The 15,156-nt window shown below is 65.3% G+C and carries 15 protein-coding genes; 7 read left to right on the top strand and 8 right to left on the bottom strand.

Annotated features, from left to right (window positions below; genetic code table 11):
• From xseA to rnd, 3 genes are all read right to left on the bottom strand, one after another.
• On the bottom strand, window positions 1-1,165 hold a 1,165-nt coding region (xseA, locus tag HMPREF1023_RS14260; protein ID WP_009307150.1), incomplete at its 3' end, for an exodeoxyribonuclease VII large subunit.
• 9 nt (window positions 1,166-1,174) lie between these two features.
• Window positions 1,175-1,846, bottom strand: a complete 672-nt coding sequence (locus tag HMPREF1023_RS14265; protein WP_009307151.1) for a zinc metallopeptidase — start codon at window positions 1,844-1,846, stop codon at window positions 1,175-1,177.
• A gap of 158 nt (window positions 1,847-2,004) precedes the next feature.
• Window positions 2,005-3,150 carry a ribonuclease D gene (gene rnd / locus HMPREF1023_RS14270; protein WP_009307152.1) on the bottom strand — a complete coding sequence of 382 codons (1,146 nt, stop codon included), beginning with the start codon at window positions 3,148-3,150 and terminating at the stop codon, window positions 2,005-2,007.
• A 75-nt stretch (window positions 3,151-3,225) separates the two neighbouring features.
• Between rnd and HMPREF1023_RS14275 the strand changes: the two genes are divergently transcribed.
• Window positions 3,226-4,137, top strand: a complete 912-nt coding sequence (locus HMPREF1023_RS14275; RefSeq protein ID WP_009307153.1) for a diacylglycerol kinase family protein — start codon at window positions 3,226-3,228, stop codon at window positions 4,135-4,137.
• 93 nt (window positions 4,138-4,230) lie between these two features.
• On the opposite strand, the gene HMPREF1023_RS14280 is transcribed toward HMPREF1023_RS14275, so the two are convergent.
• Window positions 4,231-5,340: a TerC family protein gene (locus HMPREF1023_RS14280; protein WP_009307154.1), complete on the bottom strand. Its 1,110-nt coding sequence runs from the start codon at window positions 5,338-5,340 to the stop codon at window positions 4,231-4,233.
• Between the two features lie 373 nt (window positions 5,341-5,713).
• Between HMPREF1023_RS14280 and HMPREF1023_RS14285 the strand changes: the two genes are divergently transcribed.
• From HMPREF1023_RS14285 to HMPREF1023_RS14310, 6 genes are all read left to right on the top strand, one after another.
• On the top strand, window positions 5,714-6,496 hold the full coding sequence (locus HMPREF1023_RS14285) for a hypothetical protein (RefSeq protein WP_015760750.1): 783 nt from the start codon (window positions 5,714-5,716) through the stop codon (window positions 6,494-6,496).
• A 223-nt stretch (window positions 6,497-6,719) separates the two neighbouring features.
• Window positions 6,720-7,334: a 4Fe-4S dicluster domain-containing protein gene (locus tag HMPREF1023_RS14290; protein ID WP_009307156.1), complete on the top strand. Its 615-nt coding sequence runs from the start codon at window positions 6,720-6,722 to the stop codon at window positions 7,332-7,334.
• 100 nt (window positions 7,335-7,434) lie between these two features.
• On the top strand, window positions 7,435-9,999 hold the full coding sequence (napA, locus tag HMPREF1023_RS14295) for a nitrate reductase catalytic subunit NapA (RefSeq protein ID WP_009307157.1): 2,565 nt from the start codon (window positions 7,435-7,437) through the stop codon (window positions 9,997-9,999).
• Window positions 10,000-10,009: 10 nt separating this feature from the next.
• Complete coding sequence (locus HMPREF1023_RS14300; protein ID WP_009307158.1) at window positions 10,010-10,342, top strand: hypothetical protein; 333 nt, start codon at window positions 10,010-10,012, stop codon at window positions 10,340-10,342.
• Between the two features lie 121 nt (window positions 10,343-10,463).
• Window positions 10,464-10,721 carry a chaperone NapD gene (locus HMPREF1023_RS14305; protein WP_009307159.1) on the top strand — a complete coding sequence of 86 codons (258 nt, stop codon included), beginning with the start codon at window positions 10,464-10,466 and terminating at the stop codon, window positions 10,719-10,721.
• Complete coding sequence (locus HMPREF1023_RS14310) at window positions 10,718-11,614, top strand: 4Fe-4S binding protein (RefSeq protein WP_009307160.1); 897 nt, start codon at window positions 10,718-10,720, stop codon at window positions 11,612-11,614. Before HMPREF1023_RS14305 ends, HMPREF1023_RS14310 begins: the two co-directional genes overlap by 4 nt.
• Window positions 11,615-11,692: 78 nt before the next feature.
• Here the strand turns inward: HMPREF1023_RS14310 and HMPREF1023_RS14315 are convergent, their stop codons facing one another.
• From HMPREF1023_RS14315 to thiH, 4 genes are all read right to left on the bottom strand, one after another.
• The gene (locus HMPREF1023_RS14315) at window positions 11,693-12,337 is read right to left on the bottom strand and encodes a response regulator transcription factor (RefSeq protein WP_009307161.1); all 645 of its coding nucleotides are present in this window, start codon (window positions 12,335-12,337) and stop codon (window positions 11,693-11,695) included.
• Window positions 12,334-13,533 carry a GAF domain-containing sensor histidine kinase gene (locus HMPREF1023_RS14320; RefSeq protein ID WP_009307162.1) on the bottom strand — a complete coding sequence of 400 codons (1,200 nt, stop codon included), beginning with the start codon at window positions 13,531-13,533 and terminating at the stop codon, window positions 12,334-12,336. The genes HMPREF1023_RS14315 and HMPREF1023_RS14320 overlap by 4 nt, the downstream gene beginning before the upstream one ends.
• A 53-nt stretch (window positions 13,534-13,586) precedes the next feature.
• Window positions 13,587-14,222 (bottom strand): thiamine phosphate synthase, encoded by a 636-nt coding sequence (locus tag HMPREF1023_RS14325; RefSeq protein ID WP_009608585.1) that lies wholly within the window; start codon window positions 14,220-14,222, stop codon window positions 13,587-13,589.
• On the bottom strand, window positions 14,209-15,156 hold a 948-nt coding region (thiH, locus tag HMPREF1023_RS14330), incomplete at its 5' end, for a 2-iminoacetate synthase ThiH (RefSeq protein ID WP_083802139.1). The genes thiH and HMPREF1023_RS14325, both read right to left, overlap by 14 nt.

Here is a 15,156-nt window from a genome sequence, read left to right on the forward strand (position 1 = left end):
GCTCGTGCTCGAGACGCGTGCGGCTGCGATCGAGGCTGGCTGGCAACGCGCAGGCCAAGCGCTCGCGCTGGCGCGCGACCGAAGCCTCGTCGCGCGCCAGGTTCGCGGGCAGCGCCCGGAACAGACGATCGGAGGCCAGGTCGAGCATCTGAGCCTCGGTGGCGTACAGAAGCTGCGCGTCGCAGAACAGCGGACGCGTAGCGCAGCGCCGCACCTCGGCCCCGGCGCGGTCGAGCGCCCGGGACATGCTGGCGCGCAGCGACGACGAACGCGCCTCGAACAAGCGGCCGAGACTCTCGCGGGCGGGGCTTACGGCTTCGGCGGCGGCCGTGGGCGTAGAGGCGCGCAGGTCGGCCACCATGTCGGCGATGGACGTGTCGGGCTCGTGGCCGATGCCGGTGACCACCGGCACGGGGCACTTCGCGATCATGCGCGCCAGCCCCTCGTCGTTGAAGGGCATGAGATCCTCGAACGACCCGCCGCCGCGCACCACGAGCACCACCTCGGCCCCGGCGCGCACGACCGCGCGCATGCCCTCAACGATGCCGGCGGGCGCGTTCGAGCCCTCGACCGCCACGCCCGCGACGAGCACGCGAGCCAGCGGGAACCGGCGGCGCAGTGTGCGCAGCACGTCGTGAACGGCCGCGCCCCGCGGCGAGGTGACCAGTCCGACGAGCGCCGGATACGCAGGCACCGGCCGTTTGCGAGCCGGCGCCATAAGGCCCTCGGCTTCCAGCTTGCGCGCGAGGTTCGCCACCTGCATGCGCAGGTTACCCTCTCCGGCCAGCGCGATGGAAAACACGTCGAAATTCATGCGGCCCTTCGGTGCGTACAGCGTGAAACGCCCGGTCAGTTCCACGAGCTGGCCCACGGCCAACCGCACGCCGGACGCTTGGAAACGGTTGTTCCACATCATGCACGGCAACGCAGCGCGCTGGTCCTTCACGGTGAAGTACACGGCTTTGTAGCCGGGCTTGTTCGAGACCTCGGACACTTCGCCCACGAGCCTCACGGTCACGCCCTCGAGCGCTCCCTTCGCCAACGCCATCGCGCCCGACACCGACAGCGCATCCGGCGACCCCCCGCCCTCGGAGCGCGTCGCCGCGCGAGCCCGCTCGAGCGCGGCGCCGAGGCCGTCTTGGCGCGCCATCTCCCCGTACCCCATGGCTCGCCGCTAGTCCCGGCGCTGGCCGAGCAGCCACAGCAGCTGCAGGATGGAGGTGAGGGCGGCCGCCACGTAGGTGAGGGCGCAGGCGCGCAGCACGTTGAACGAGCCCGCCTGCTCGGCCTGGGGCAGGCCCGTCGTGTTCATGTAGGCCATCGCGCGCTGCGAGGCGTTGAACTCCACCGGCAACGTGACCAGCTGGAAGATGACCACCGCGGCGTACATGACGATGGCGGCCGTGGTGAGGCCGGCGATGTTCAGGAAGATGCCCATCATCAACAGGAAGATCCACGCGTTCGACGCCAGGTTCACCACAGGCACCAGCGCGCCGCGGATCTTCATGGGAGCGTAGCCTTGCGCGTACTGGCAGGCGTGGCCCACCTCGTGGCACGCCGTGGCCGTGGCCGTGATGGAGCGGCCGGCGTAGGCGTCGGGCGACAGCGTGACGGAGTTCGTCCGCGGGTCGAAGAAGTCCTGGCCGGGACCGCCGCGATGCACCTCGACGTCGCCGATGCCGTAATACATGAGCATGCGGCGCGCAGCCTCGGCGCCGGTGAGGCCCGTGGATATGGGCACGTGCGTGTATTTCTTAAGCTGGGAGTTCACGTACCAGGTTGCAAGGCCGCCGATGGCCAGCGTGACGACGATCAGCAGCAGGTATCCGTTGCTCAATCCGAACATGGGTGTAACACTCCTTCAGAAGGTTGCATGCGCGAACGCTCTCGTCCGCATCGTTTTCGTTCCCCGCTATTCTATAATGAAACAGATGATCGCCTCGAAACCGTCATGGATTCAGCGCGAAAGATTCGTAACTGACGGCGCCGAGACGCCGGAGGCGCTCAACTCCGATGCTCCACGCGCAGCTCGGAGCCGTCGATGCTGAGCGCGAGCCTGCCTTCCAGAAGCTCCAGCAGCTCCTCTCCCACGAGCGCACGACGCCAACCGCGCAGAAGATCGACGCCCTCGCGGTACCCGCGCGCGACGCGCGCCAGGTCGTCATGGCTGGCCAGCGTGGGGAACGCCACGCCGTTCTGCTTCGCGCGCAGCCGCACGAGCGCGCACATGAGATCCAGCTCCGCGTCGACGTTCGGCTCGTTCTTGCCGCAGCGATCAGGCTCTGGCCAGGTGTCGGGAGACGCGTCCAACGCGGACGCGATCAGCGACACCACGGTGCGCGCGTCCTTCGTGGAGAGGCGGTCGGACAGCCCGCGCACCATGAACAGGTCGTCGATGGAACGGGGCTCGCGCTTGCAGGCCTCCACGATCTGCTCGTCGGTGACCACCCACTTGCGGGGCACGTCGCGTCGCTGCGCTTCAAGCTCGCGCCAGGCCGCTACCTCGCGCGCGGCCGACAGCTGACGGCGCGACAGCTGGGACACGCGTTTGAGCCGCTTGTAGCGCTCGCGCTCGTTGGCAGCGTAGCGCGCCGGATCCGCCAAATCCTCGAAGTCGCGATCGAGCCATGACAGTCGCCCCAGCTCCACGAGCTGCGCCCGCATGCGCTCGTACATGCGCGGCAGATACACCACGTCGTCGGCCGCGTACTCCAACTGCGAATCGGACAGCGGACGACGCGACCAATCGGTGAACGAGTCGATTTTCTTCAACGTCACGCCGCACTCGGCATGCACGAGCGCCGCGTAGCCGATCTGCTGCGTATGGCCCAGGAGCGCGGCGGCCACCTGCGTGTCGAACAGGGGATGCGGCAGCACGCCCACCTCTCGCAGCAGGATCTCCAGATCCTGGTTGCCTGCATGGAACAGCTTCATAACGTTCTCGTTGCGCAGCACGGGCGCGAGTACCTTCAGATCGTCGACGGCGAACGGATCGACGATGGCCGTCTCATCGTCGGTCGCGAGCTGGATCAGGCATAGCTTCGCATAGTAGGTCTTCTCGCGCAGAAACTCCGTATCGATGGCCAGCACGCTGGAATGCATGGCGCGCTCCGCGAACGCCGCGAGGTTTTCTTGGTTTGCTATGTACACCCGGTGTTCCTTACCTTGTGTTTCTCGGTTCATGTTGTACCATGCCATCATAGCAAACGATCGGAAAGGGAACCGGTGAAACTGCTCGTCATCAACAACCTCTCCTCCGGCTTCGGCGAAGGAGCCGTGTACGACTTCGTACGCTCGTTCATGCAGGACGGCGACGAGGCATGCTTGCGCTCGACGGACGGAACCACCGGAGTGAGCACCCTTCTGGACGACGCCGCGTCGTTCGACGCCGTCATCGCAAGCGGCGGCGACGGCACCGTGGCCACGGTCAGCTACATGCTCGCCGACTCGGGCATCCCCGTCCTGCCCTTCCCAGCCGGCACCGCGAACCTGCTTGCGCTCAACTTGGCCTCCCCCATGGAGCCCCACGCGCTGGCGAAGATGGTGCGCGAGGGCCGCACGCTCGACTTCGACCTCGGCGAGATCGAAGTCGAAGGCCGCAAGTTCGGCTTCGGCATCATGGCGGGTGCGGGCTACGACGCGGCCATCATGCACGGCGCCGAAGCGGGCAAGCGCCTGTTCGGTCCCATGGCCTACCTATCGGCGGCCATCGCGAACCCCATGCCGCAGAAATCGCATTTCATCCTCGACCTCGATGGCGAGCGCCTGGAGAGCGACGGGCTTGGCATCTTGCTCGTGAATTTCTCGAAGATCCAGTTCGACATCACGGTAACGCACGACAACGAGCCGCGAGACGGCGAGTTCAACGTGGTGGTGCTCAAGGCGAAAACCGCCTTCGAGCTGATTCCGGCGGTGCTGGCCGGCCTCCTCGACCGCGGCGGCGACTTTCCCGACCGCACGGGCGCGCTGGAAATCCACCGGGCACGCACGGTGCGCGTGGAAGCCGACCCGCCCATGGAGGTGCAGTACGACGGCGAGGCGACGCGCCTCATGACCCCGTTCTCGGCGCGCATCCTGCCGCGCGCAGCGCGCTTCTTCGTGAGCGAGGAAGGCTACGACCTGTTCGCCGTCGAATAGGGAACTGTCCGACGAGAATCGCCTTCGTCCGACATCGACGAACAGGCATCAAACCGAACGGAAAGGGGCCTGCAGGCCCCTTTCCGACAAGCGCTACTTCCCTTCCGGGACCTCGTAGGACGGATCTTCCGATGCGGGGACGTCTTCCACCTGCGCGCCGATCTCGAGCGGTTGGCCGAACGCAGCGTTCGCCGTGTCGGAAGTCGCCATCAGCTCCTTGAACGACGCGGCGTCCTCTCCCGCCATGGGCATCATGACGTATACGTTGTTTCCGATGATGACCGGCGTGATGCGCTCGGGACGAGCGTCCGAAACGCCGGACGCGTCCGCATCTTGCGGCCGGGCGTCCTCGCGCTTCATCTGCTCCATCATCTCGGCGCGCACGCTGTCGATCTGCGCGGCAGTCTCGTTCTTCCAACGATCCTTGCGCCACGCGAGGAAGTTGGCGTTGTAGCGCATCTGGATGAGCTCGAGCACGATGCAGAACACCATGGCGAAGTACACGATCAGCTTCTCGAGCGGCATATGCAGAAGCTCGATGCCGGTATGGAAGCCCGCGCTGTCGATGACCAGCAGGCCGCCGATGGCCACGATGAACGTGAGCGCGAGCATCTTCATCTCGGGGTGGCCGTTGATGAAGTTCGAGATGGGGTCGATGAAGATCATCATGAGGAACACGGCCAGCATGACGGCGATGATCATGATGATGAGGTGGTCGGCCATGCCCACGGCCGTGATGACCGAGTCGATGGAAAAGACGAGATCCATGACCATGATGGTGCCCACGGCCTGCGGCAGCGCGATACGGTGCAGCGCTTTGTGTTCCTCGCAGTGCTCGGCTTTGAGCTCGGTCAGCTTGAGCGTGTCGCGCAGCTCGGCGATACCCTTGTATATAAGGTAGCCGCCGCCGACGAGCAGCACGAGGTCGCGCACCGAGAATCCGTGCGCGTAAGGCCCGAGGTCGATGGTGAACAGCGGCGCGGTCATGTGCACGAGGAACGATGCGAAGCACAGAAACAGGATGCGCATGACCAGGGCGCCGGCCAGGCCGAGCTTACGGCCGATATGCTGCTTGTCCTCGGGCAGACGGTTCGTCGTGATCGATATGAACACCAGGTTGTCCACGCCGAGCACGATTTCCAGGAAGATGAGGCTGACCAGGCTGATCCATGCCTCGGGTGACGCGAAGATTGATAGGTCCACGGGTTGCAAGCTCCTTCTTCGAGTTCCTCGTCTGTTCCGCGCGGGGGACGTCCATAAAAAAAGACTCATGGCGCGGCCGCATGAGAGCGGACCGCGCCATGAGTCTCGTTATTTAAGACACGCCAGGCCTTTCGGCCATGATGTTGATCGTGCCGCTTGCGCTTTCGAAACGCAAGCCAACTACTCCCCCACGGGCGTCTGGTATCCTACCACGACGCAGGAACTCCATAATGACCGAAACCGTAATTCAACACAACGCGTACATATCGCGTTGTCGCAGGCGCTTGCACGCGGGGCGCGGCGGGCAATGCTATAATGCGCAGAGCGCAACGTGGGTTGCGCGCCGATCATGCACATCGTCGCAGGAGACGCAATGCTATTCAAATCACGCAGAAACGAATACGCGGACACGGACGGCCCCGTGCGCTATCTGGATGACAGCGGCCTTCGTCGCCCGCTCGACATGCCGAGGCCGCAAATCGCCATCATGTTCGCCTTCGTCCTGGTCGCAGCCCTTATCGGCGGCTACCTGCTGTTCAACGTCCTAGACGCGGTGAGGGGCGGCACGGCTCGCGCGCAAGCCAGCGTCGAGGAGAACCTGTCGCGCGAGGTGTCCTACGACCTGCCGGCGCTCACATCCTACATCACGCTGAACGACGACGAGATCAAGCAGGCCGTCGCCGATGCAGGCCTTACCGTCATCGACAAGGGAGGCATGTCGGACGATCCGGAAGCCGCCCTCGAGCTGATCAAGCTTCCGTCCGACGTGAGCGAGCTCGACGCGGGACTGATGTACAACAAAGGCGTGTCCAAGCTTTCCGCAAGCGAGGCGGCCTTGCTGCTCAACGGTTCGTGGACGCTCGACGCCGACCGCAGCGACGGCACGTCCATGCGACTGCGCTACGCCGATTTCTCTTCGGGCAGCCTCGATGCCGCCATTGACGCCGCCATCGCCGCCGAGGGCTTCGATCCGGCCACCATCGCCGAGGACGGCATGGGCGTGGACGAAGTGGGCAACACGTTCAAGCAGGGCACGGTCGACGTCGACGGGACCGCGTACACATGGAAGGTCTCGGCTCTCCCTTTGTCCGAGATGTACGACATCTCGGGCCTGCCCGAAACCGCCGTGTACGTCGGCGTTCGCCTGAGCTCCTAGCCGCACGCTTCCATCCTCGCATTCGAGCATTCGAACATTCGCGCCCCGCATCGCTTTCGACGATGCGGGGCGCTTTGTTTCTCCACCTCAATATTATTCTTTTCTAAAAACAGTATAAAACCCTTGCCCCGCGTCGGGTTTATCCTCACGCGCCCTCGGATATACCCCGATAGGCATATGACCTGCTCGAGCGCATGATACGGAGCAAGGAAGAGGAGATTTCATGAAAGTATCGAGCGTCATAGCGGGTGCATCGGCAGCCTTGGTGGCATTCCAGGCGGCGCTCTACGCCTCCCATGGCGAAGCCGATCTGCTGCGGCCCCCCGGAGCGCATGGCGAGAAAGACTTCGCTTCGCGCTGCGTCAAGTGCGGGAAATGCATGGAGGCCTGCCCCTATATCGCTATCAAGCCGGCACGCGACGACGCAGGAACCGCCGTGGGAACGCCGATGATCGATGCGCGCGCCCAGGCCTGCCGCCTATGCGAGGATTTTCCCTGCGTCGAGGCCTGTCCCACGAACGCGCTGCGCGACATCAAAACCCGCTCCGACGTGAAGATGGGCATCGCCGTCATCGACGAGGATCTATGCATCGCATTCCAGGGCATGCGCTGCGAAGTATGCTACCGCACCTGCCCTCTCATCGACGAAGCTATCGTCATCGACTACCGCCTGCGCGAAGGCGATGCCATCCACTCCGTGTTCGCCCCCGTCATCGACGAGGACAAGTGCGTGGGATGCGGCCTATGCGTGGAACGTTGCGTGGTCAGCGAGCCCCGGGTGGCCATCCGCATCGCAAGCGACGAGGAGCGGGCGGGCGGCATCGAGCCCTCGGCATGACGAGCTCGGCGCAGCTGCGCCGAGCTCCCCTGAACAAGCTGCCAAACCGTTGGAGGTTTAGGACATAGCAATGGGTAACGGGAGGAAAAGGAGGGATGTCATGGACATCTCAAGACGAGGATTCGTCAAGGCCACGGCAGTAGCGCTGGCGAGCGCGGCGGCGGCAGGCACCATGTCGTCGCTCGTGGGATGCGCAAGCGGCGAAGGCCAATCGACGACCGCCGCTTCGGGCGACGGACAGAAGTACACGTCGGTGTGCCGCTTCTGCGGCTGCGGTTGCGGCGTCATCTGCGAGGTCAAGGACAACAAGCTGATCAGCGTGACAGGCGACCCGGACAACGAGTCCAACAAGGGTCTCAACTGCGTCAAAGGCTACTACTTGGCGAAGATCATGTACGGCGACGACCGCCTGACCACGCCGATGATCCGCGAGGACAAGTCCACGAAGGGCACCGGCGAAGGTTTGCGCGAGGCGAGCTGGGACGAAGCTCTCGACCTCGTGTCTTCCAAGCTCAAAGAGACGTGGAAGAGCGACAAGTCGCGCCTGGCCTTCTGGCTGAGCGGCCAGCAGCCCATCACCGAAGGCTACGCCTGCGCCAAGTTCATCAAAGCCGGTCTTCTCTCGAACAACGTCGACCCGAACGCGCGCCTGTGCATGGCCAGCGCCGTGGTGGCGTTCATGAACGTGTTCCAAACCGACGAGCCCGCCGGATCATACAGCGACCTCGACGAAGCCGACGTGTTCGTCACCTGGGGCGCCAACATGGCCGAAGCGCACCCCATGCTGTACTCGCGCCTGACGGCCCGCAAGCTCTCGGGCGAGGGCGTGAAGCACTACGATCTCGGCACCATCAGAACGCGCACGAGCGCGAGCGCCGACAAGACGATGATCTTCCATCCGAACACCGACCTCGCCATCGCGAACTGCATCGCAAACTACCTCGTGTCGGAGAAGAAGTACGACGAGGCCTTCGTGAACGACCACCTGCAGTTCAAGCAGGGCACCGAGGACATCGGCAACTCCTTCGAGGACGGCTACGACAAGAGCGAGATCGGCTCGAAGGTGGACGCGGTGAGCCCTATCACCTTCGAGGAGTACGCCGCGCGCCTGGAACCCTACACCTTCGAGTACACCTCTCAGCTCTCCGGCGTGGCCGTCGAGGACCTCAAGGAGCTGGCCGAGGTGTTCGCGGATCCGAACAAGAAGGTCATGTCGCTGTGGACCATGGGCGTGAACCAGCACAACCGCGGCACATGGATGAACCATTGCATTTACAACGTCCACCTGCTGTCCGGCAAGATCGCCCAGCCCGGCTGCGGCCCCTTCTCGCTGACCGGGCAGCCCACCGCCTGCGGCACCGCCCGCGAAGTGGGCACGTTCAGCCACCGCCTGCCGGCCGACCTCTTGGTGGCAAACGAGCAGCACCGCCGCTACACCGAGGCTATCTGGGATCTCCCGCAAGGCTACCTCGACGAGATCAAGGCTCCCGGCATGCACACGGTGAAGATGTTCCGCGAGCTTTCCAAGGGCAACATCGACTTCATGTGGTCCGCCCATAACAATTGGGCGCAGTCCATGCCGAACCTCACCCGTTTCCTTGGCGAAGGCGCTGACAACAAGGGCATCTTCGACACGTTCATCGTGGTCAACGAGGTGTATCCCACCCTGTCCACGCAGTACGCCGACGTCGTGCTCCCCGTGGCGCTGTGGGTGGAGCGAGAGGGCCAGTTCGGCAACGCCGAGCGCCGCACCGCCGTCTTCGAGAAGGCCGTGGACGCTCCGGGCGAGGCCAAGTGGGACCTCTGGACGTTCATGGAAGTAGCGCATCGCGTGCTCGACGGCGAGAAGATCGGCAGCGAGGATGCCTTCGACCACCTGTTCGGCTTCATCTACGACAAGAACGCCCGCGATTTCAAGAACGACGACCGCGAGACGAACCGCCTGCTGTGGGAGGAGTACCGCATCTTCTCGAACCCCGAGATGAACGACAAGGCCAAGGCTATCAACGACGATACCGACGGCACGTTCGGCGCCAAGCTCAAAATGGAGGCAAAGCAGCTGGCCCCCTACGAGGAGTACCTTGCCAACCACGGCATGACGTGGCCGGTGCGCAACGTGAACGGCACCTGGAAGTCCACGAAGTGGCGCTTCGCCGAGGGCTCGCAGGACGAGGGCTTCGACGAGGTCGGCGTGAAGCAGTACGGCAAGCCCGGACAGGCCGGCGGCGTGAGCTTCTACAAGTCCGCCAACCTGAAGCCGTCCGTGGTGTTCCGCCCCTACGAACCGCCCGCGCAGACCCCCAGCGACGAGTACCCGTTCTACTTCGTCACGGGTCGCTTGCTGGAGCACTGGCACACCGGCACGATGACCCGTCGCGTGCCCGAGCTCGACCGCGCGCTGCCCGAGGCGCTGCTGAACATGAACCCGGACGATTGCAAGAAGCTGGGCATCCAGGACGGAGACATGGTGAAGGTGAAGTCGACGTACGGCGAGTTCGACATCAAGGTGTCCACGGCGGGCCGCACCGAGCCCCCGGCCGGCGTGACGTTCGCTCCGTTCTTCGCCGAGGAGACCCTGGTGAACCTGGCGGTGCAGGACGTGTACTGCCCGCTGTCCAAGGAACCCGACTACAAGAAGACCTGCGTATCCATTACGAAGCTCTAAGGGGAAGACGATGAAGAAGCACATGATAACCGCCGCCCTCGTGGCCGTGATGGCGCTGGGCTTGGGCACGGTTGCAGGCTGCAGCCAGGAAGCCCCCAGGGAAGACGTGAACGCGAACGTGCCCGCCGGCGCTCCGCCTTTGATGCCGACGAGCCACGACGGGCGCTTCGAAAACCTCGGCGCGGCGGGCTGTTACGGCTGCCACGGCGCGAACGACCAGGCCAACCCCATGCTGGCCGACGCAACCGCCCTGCCCGCCGACCACTACGCGGGCGGCGACGCGGGTTCCTTGGAAATGGACCCGACGCACGAGCAGTGCATCACCTGCCACGCGCAGGCGTAAGAGATACGTGCCTACCCGGCGGACGGAGCGTCGCGCGTCCGCCCTCCCTCCTCGCCCCGCCCCCTCCTTCCAAGGGGGCGGGCCCTCGGAGGATAAGAAGAACGAACGTGAGGAACCCATCATGGTTATTTCGAGTTTGGTCGTGGAAACGATGCCCGATCGCACCGACGACGTGGCCCGGGAGCTGGCGCAGCGCGAAGGCGTCGAGGTGCACGAGACGAACGGGCACAAGATCGTCGTCACCATCGAGGCCGACACCGTGGACGACTCGCACGACATCGCGAGCGGCTTCATCGGCATCGAAGGCGTGACCGGCATCAACCTCGTGTACGCTAACTTCGAGGACGATCCCACGCTGGCCGAGGCCGGTACGCGATGAGCGAAGCTTCGGACACGCGGCGCGCGTTTCGCTGGTCCTGGCTGCGCCATGCCGTGCAGGCGGCGGCTCTCGTGCTGTTCGCCGCCCCGGTGCTTGCGGCCGGATGGAGCCTGTTCGGAACGTCCGTCGGCGGCGACGACGCCGCGGCGACCCCCGCCCAGCTTCCCTTCTTCGGCAGCCTGTCCTCCTCGTCCATCGGGGGTCTCGACATCCTCGACCCCTTCGGCGCTCTGCAGGTCATCGCCGCCTCCAAAACGTTCGAGCTCGATTGGCTGCTGGCCGCGCTGCCGGTGCTCATCGTGTACGGGCTGATCCGAGGCCGGGCGTTCTGCGGATGGGTGTGCCCGGTGAACCTGCTCCTCGAGATCGTGGACTTCGCTCGCCGCAAGCTGCGCATCGACGTGCGCGAGATGCCGGTGCCGCGCCATGCGAAGCTGTGGATCGCCCTTGCCGTGCTGGGCCTGTCAGCGCTGACCGGTGTGCCGGTGTTCGAGGCATTCTCGCCCATAAGCGCCGTCAACAAGGGCATCCTCTTCGGTGCCGTGACAGGCGTTTGGGTGCTGCTGGCCATCGTGCTGACGGAACTGTTCTGGGGCTATCGCGTGTGGTGCCGCTCGCTGTGCCCGCTGGGCGGCTTCTACGAGGCGCTTGGCCGATTCGGCCAGGTAAACGTGAAGATCGATCCCGCAGCCTGCATTCACTGCGACGCGTGCAAGCATGCATGCCTGTCCGATCCCGCGATCCTCGAGCCAGCGCTCGACGGATGCGACGCGATCGTGCGGGCCGGCGACTGCATGGCCTGCGGTTCGTGCATCGACGCCTGCCCCACGCGCGCCCTGTCGTTCACCCTGGGACGCGCCTCCAAGCCGGCCGCCCCGAACGGCGAGGAATGACCCGGTGCGGCCTCTGGTGCATCGCGCGGCTTCGCGATGCACCAGAGGCCGCACCTTTCGCGCGCGCCGCCTTCCCCTTTACACGTTCAGCAGCTTGTGCCTGAGGGCGTAGTCCACCAAATCGGCGCGGGTCTTCAGGCCCAGCTTCTGGTATATCTTCGAACGGTGGGCCTCCACCGTCTTGACCGAGAGGAATATCTGCTCGGATATCTCCTTGTTCGTGAAGCCCTTGGCCAGAAGCTGGAGGATCTCCAGCTCGCGGTTCGAGAGCTGCTGGTAGGAGCGATCCTCTTCCTCTCCTCCGGCCACAAGCTGCTTGGTGAGCATGGCCGTCATCTTCGGATGGATGTAGCTGCCGCCCTCGGCCACCGCATGAACGGCGGCGATCAGCTCTTCTGACGTCGAGTTCTTCAGTACGTAGCCCGCCGCTCCCCCGCGTAGCGTGTAGAAGAGGTACTCCGGTTCGGCGAACATCGTGAGGATGACCACCTTCGTGCCGGGGAAGTCCTTCGCGATCTTCTCGCAGGCCACCAGCCCGCTCTGCCCCGGGGGCATGGAGATGTCCATGAGCAGGATGTCCGGTTTCTCGCGCGCCACGATGGCGTAAGCCTGCGCGCCGTCGGCTGCCTCGGCCACCACCCGCACGTCGGGGTCCTGCTCGAGTATCATCCTGAAACCCACGCGTACCACTTCGTGGTCGTCCGCCAGCATTACTCTGATCATGCGCCCGCCTCCTTGCCTTCCGCCACGTGCATCGGCGCAACCAGCGTCATCTTCGTGCCATGCTCGTCGGATTCCATCGCGAGCCGGGCGCCGATGACGCTCGCGCGCTCCTGCATGCCTACGAGACCGCAGCCGCTCCCCTTGATCTCCGGCTGCTCGGTGTCGAAGCCGCATCCGTGGTCGATCACGCTCACATGCAGCCATCCGGCCGAATCCTCGAGCCGGACGATCACCTTCTCGGAACCCGAGTACTTGCAGGCGTTCAGGATGGCCTCCTGGCAGATGCGGTACGCCTGCGTCTCGAGAGCCTGATCGAAGCGATCGCACGACAGGCTGCCCTCGAACACGATCTCGTTGCCGTACGTGCGCTCGAACACGGCAGCCTGCGAGCGCAGAGCCGCAACGAAACCAAGATGGTCGAGAGCCGAAGGTCGCAGCTGCACCGACAGGTTGTGCAGCTCGTCAAGCACGTTGGCAAGATCGTTGTTCGCTTCCGCCAGCAGCTCGTAGCCCTCTTCGTCAACATGCGCGACAAGGCGCTTGAACACGAACGACAGCGTCAGCAGCTCCTGCGCTATGCCGTCGTGCAGCTCGCGCGAGATGCGCTTGCGCTCGTCCTCCTGAGCGGCGATGACGCGCGCAAGCTCCGAGCGGATGAAGATAGGGTTCTTCTGATCGTCGGCGCGTTTCTCCACCGCGATTCTTTCGAAATCCATGAAGTCGTCGGAAACGACGTCCAAATCGCACAAGGTGCCGTCCAGATCGTCGATGACCTGGCGGTACGCCGCTTCGTGCCGATCGCTCACCGTGCGGAACGCGCACAGCAGCACGGCGACCACGCGCCCGTCGCGCGTGAGCGGCAACGCGCAGAAGCTATGCAGATCCTCGGCGAACACGATAGGGTACGACGAGTACTCGCGCGGGTCGATCTCCTCGTCGATGTTCGTGAACATCATGGGCTTGCCCGCCTTGATGGTGATGCCGCCGATGCCGTGCCCCGGTGCCAGCACGATGCGGCGATGGCGCTCGCCGGTAGCGCCTGCGCTGTATATCCACTTGAGCGGCGCGCCGATGAACGCCGTCAACCCGATAGACACGAAATCGAACCCGTACCGATCTTTGATGTCGTTCACCGCACGCGCGTACTTCTCGCACGCGCCCGCCAGCTCTCGCTCGCTGAAATTGGACGCTCCCACCGCGTCTCCCCCGTTCCCGTTGCCGATCCGCTCGTTCGCTCGTCGACGGTCTATTATCCCCTACTTCGCTCGTATTTGCACGGGGCGGCTTGCCGAACGCCTCGACGACGCGCGTAATCCGCCATGCGGCACGCTCCCGCGGCCCCTGCTTCCCTGATCAGACGCTCGTTCTCGTCGGTGATGCCGCCGAGCGCGAACACGGGCGCATGCGCGCGATCCAGCACAGCGCGCAGGAAGGGCAACCCTCGCGCCGTGGACGCCGGCTTGCACGAAGGCGCGAACACGGGGCTCGCGACGAGAACGTCGGCTCCCAGAACCTCGGCCTCGGCCACCTCGTCGGCCTCGTGGACGTTCGTGCCCACCCACGCGAACCCGTCGGGACGGCCCTGCGCGCGCAACAGCGGCAGCGGCAGGTGCACGGCGGCGCAACCGAGGCGGCGCGCCGCCTCCACGTGCGCGTGCGCGACGAAGGCGATGCCACAGCGCGCGCAGACGGCGGCCATCTCCGCTGCGAGGAGCTCGTAGGCGGCATCGTCGAGGTCCTTCTCGCGCAGGATGACCGCGTCGATGGCGCCCGACTCCGCGAGGAACGCCGTCTGCTGCGGCAACGGGAGAGCGCAGCGGAGGCGGTCGGTGACGAACACGCGCCGAAACGTCGGGTCCGCCGCCGAGGGCTCACAGGCGAACATAGTCGTTCATCACCGGCTCGAGGCCGACGCCGCGCAGCGCGGCGCGCACCTGCGCCACGTCGCGGCCGTCGGCGATCTCGAACTGGTCGTCGCCCGCAGTCGATCCGTCCGCATGCTCGCCGACGCCCGTGGACACGCCGGCGGATATCTTCGTGGCGGCGATGCCCATGACCTGGTCGCGGAAGCCCGCGCGCTCGCGCGACGAGATGGTGATGCCCGCCTGCGGCAGCAGCAGCCGGTAGGCGCACATCACCTGCAGCAGCTGGCGCTCGCCCACGCCGCGCGGCCCCAGCGACCCGTTCCCGGCGATGGGGCGCAGGCGGGGGCACGACAGCGACAGCTCGGCGTGCGGGTAGGCGCGCTGCACAAGCCATGCGTGCAGTCCGCACGCGAACGCGTCGCGCCGGAAGTCGCCGAGGCCCAAGAGGGCGCCGAACGCCGCGCCCCGCATGCCGCCTCTCATCGCGCGCTCCTGGGCGTTCGCACGGTACGGGAACACCCGCTTGCGCCCCGCCAGGTGCAGCTTGCCGTAAAGCGCGGGGTCGTACGTCTCCTGGAACACCGTGACGTAATCGACGCCGCATTCGTGCAGGTAGGCGTATTCGTCCTCGTTCATGGGGTACACCTCCACGCCCACCATGCGGAAGCGCTCGGCGGCAAGCTTGCACGCCTCGCCGATGTAGAAGGGGTCGGTGCGCGCGCGGTCTTCGCCCGTGAGCAGCAGGATCTCCTCGAGCCCCGTCGCCGCGATGGCGTCGAGCTCGGCGACGATGCCCGCGCGGTCGAGACGGGCGCGGCAGATGTCGTTGTCGCGGTTGAAGCCGCAGTACACGCAGTGGTTGTCGCAGTAGTTCGCCAGGTACAGCGGCGTGAACAGGTACGCCGTGCTGCCGAACCAGCGCCGCCGCGCGCGGCGGGCGGCGGCGGCCAGCTC

Origin of the sequence: Eggerthella sp. 1_3_56FAA (genome assembly GCF_000185625.1) — a bacterium.
GTDB classification, from domain to species: Bacteria; Actinomycetota; Coriobacteriia; order Coriobacteriales; family Eggerthellaceae; genus Eggerthella; species Eggerthella lenta.

Bases quoted from the DNA above. Each gene is read 5' to 3' on its own strand.
- HMPREF1023_RS14325 (WP_009608585.1), bottom strand. From the start codon at position 14,222: ATGTTCGCCTGTGAGCCCTCGGCGGCGGACCCGACGTTTCGGCGCGTG.
- HMPREF1023_RS14310 (WP_009307160.1), top strand. From the start codon at position 10,718: ATGAGCGAAGCTTCGGACACGCGGCGCGCGTTTCGCTGGTCCTGGCTG.
- HMPREF1023_RS14305 (WP_009307159.1), top strand. From the start codon at position 10,464: ATGGTTATTTCGAGTTTGGTCGTGGAAACGATGCCCGATCGCACCGAC.
- HMPREF1023_RS14265 (WP_009307151.1), bottom strand. From the start codon at position 1,846: ATGTTCGGATTGAGCAACGGATACCTGCTGCTGATCGTCGTCACGCTG.
- napA (WP_009307157.1), top strand. From the start codon at position 7,435: ATGGACATCTCAAGACGAGGATTCGTCAAGGCCACGGCAGTAGCGCTG.
- HMPREF1023_RS14315 (WP_009307161.1), bottom strand. From the start codon at position 12,337: ATGATCAGAGTAATGCTGGCGGACGACCACGAAGTGGTACGCGTGGGT.
- HMPREF1023_RS14300 (WP_009307158.1), top strand. From the start codon at position 10,010: ATGAAGAAGCACATGATAACCGCCGCCCTCGTGGCCGTGATGGCGCTG.
- HMPREF1023_RS14285 (WP_015760750.1), top strand. From the start codon at position 5,714: ATGCTATTCAAATCACGCAGAAACGAATACGCGGACACGGACGGCCCC.
- HMPREF1023_RS14290 (WP_009307156.1), top strand. From the start codon at position 6,720: ATGAAAGTATCGAGCGTCATAGCGGGTGCATCGGCAGCCTTGGTGGCA.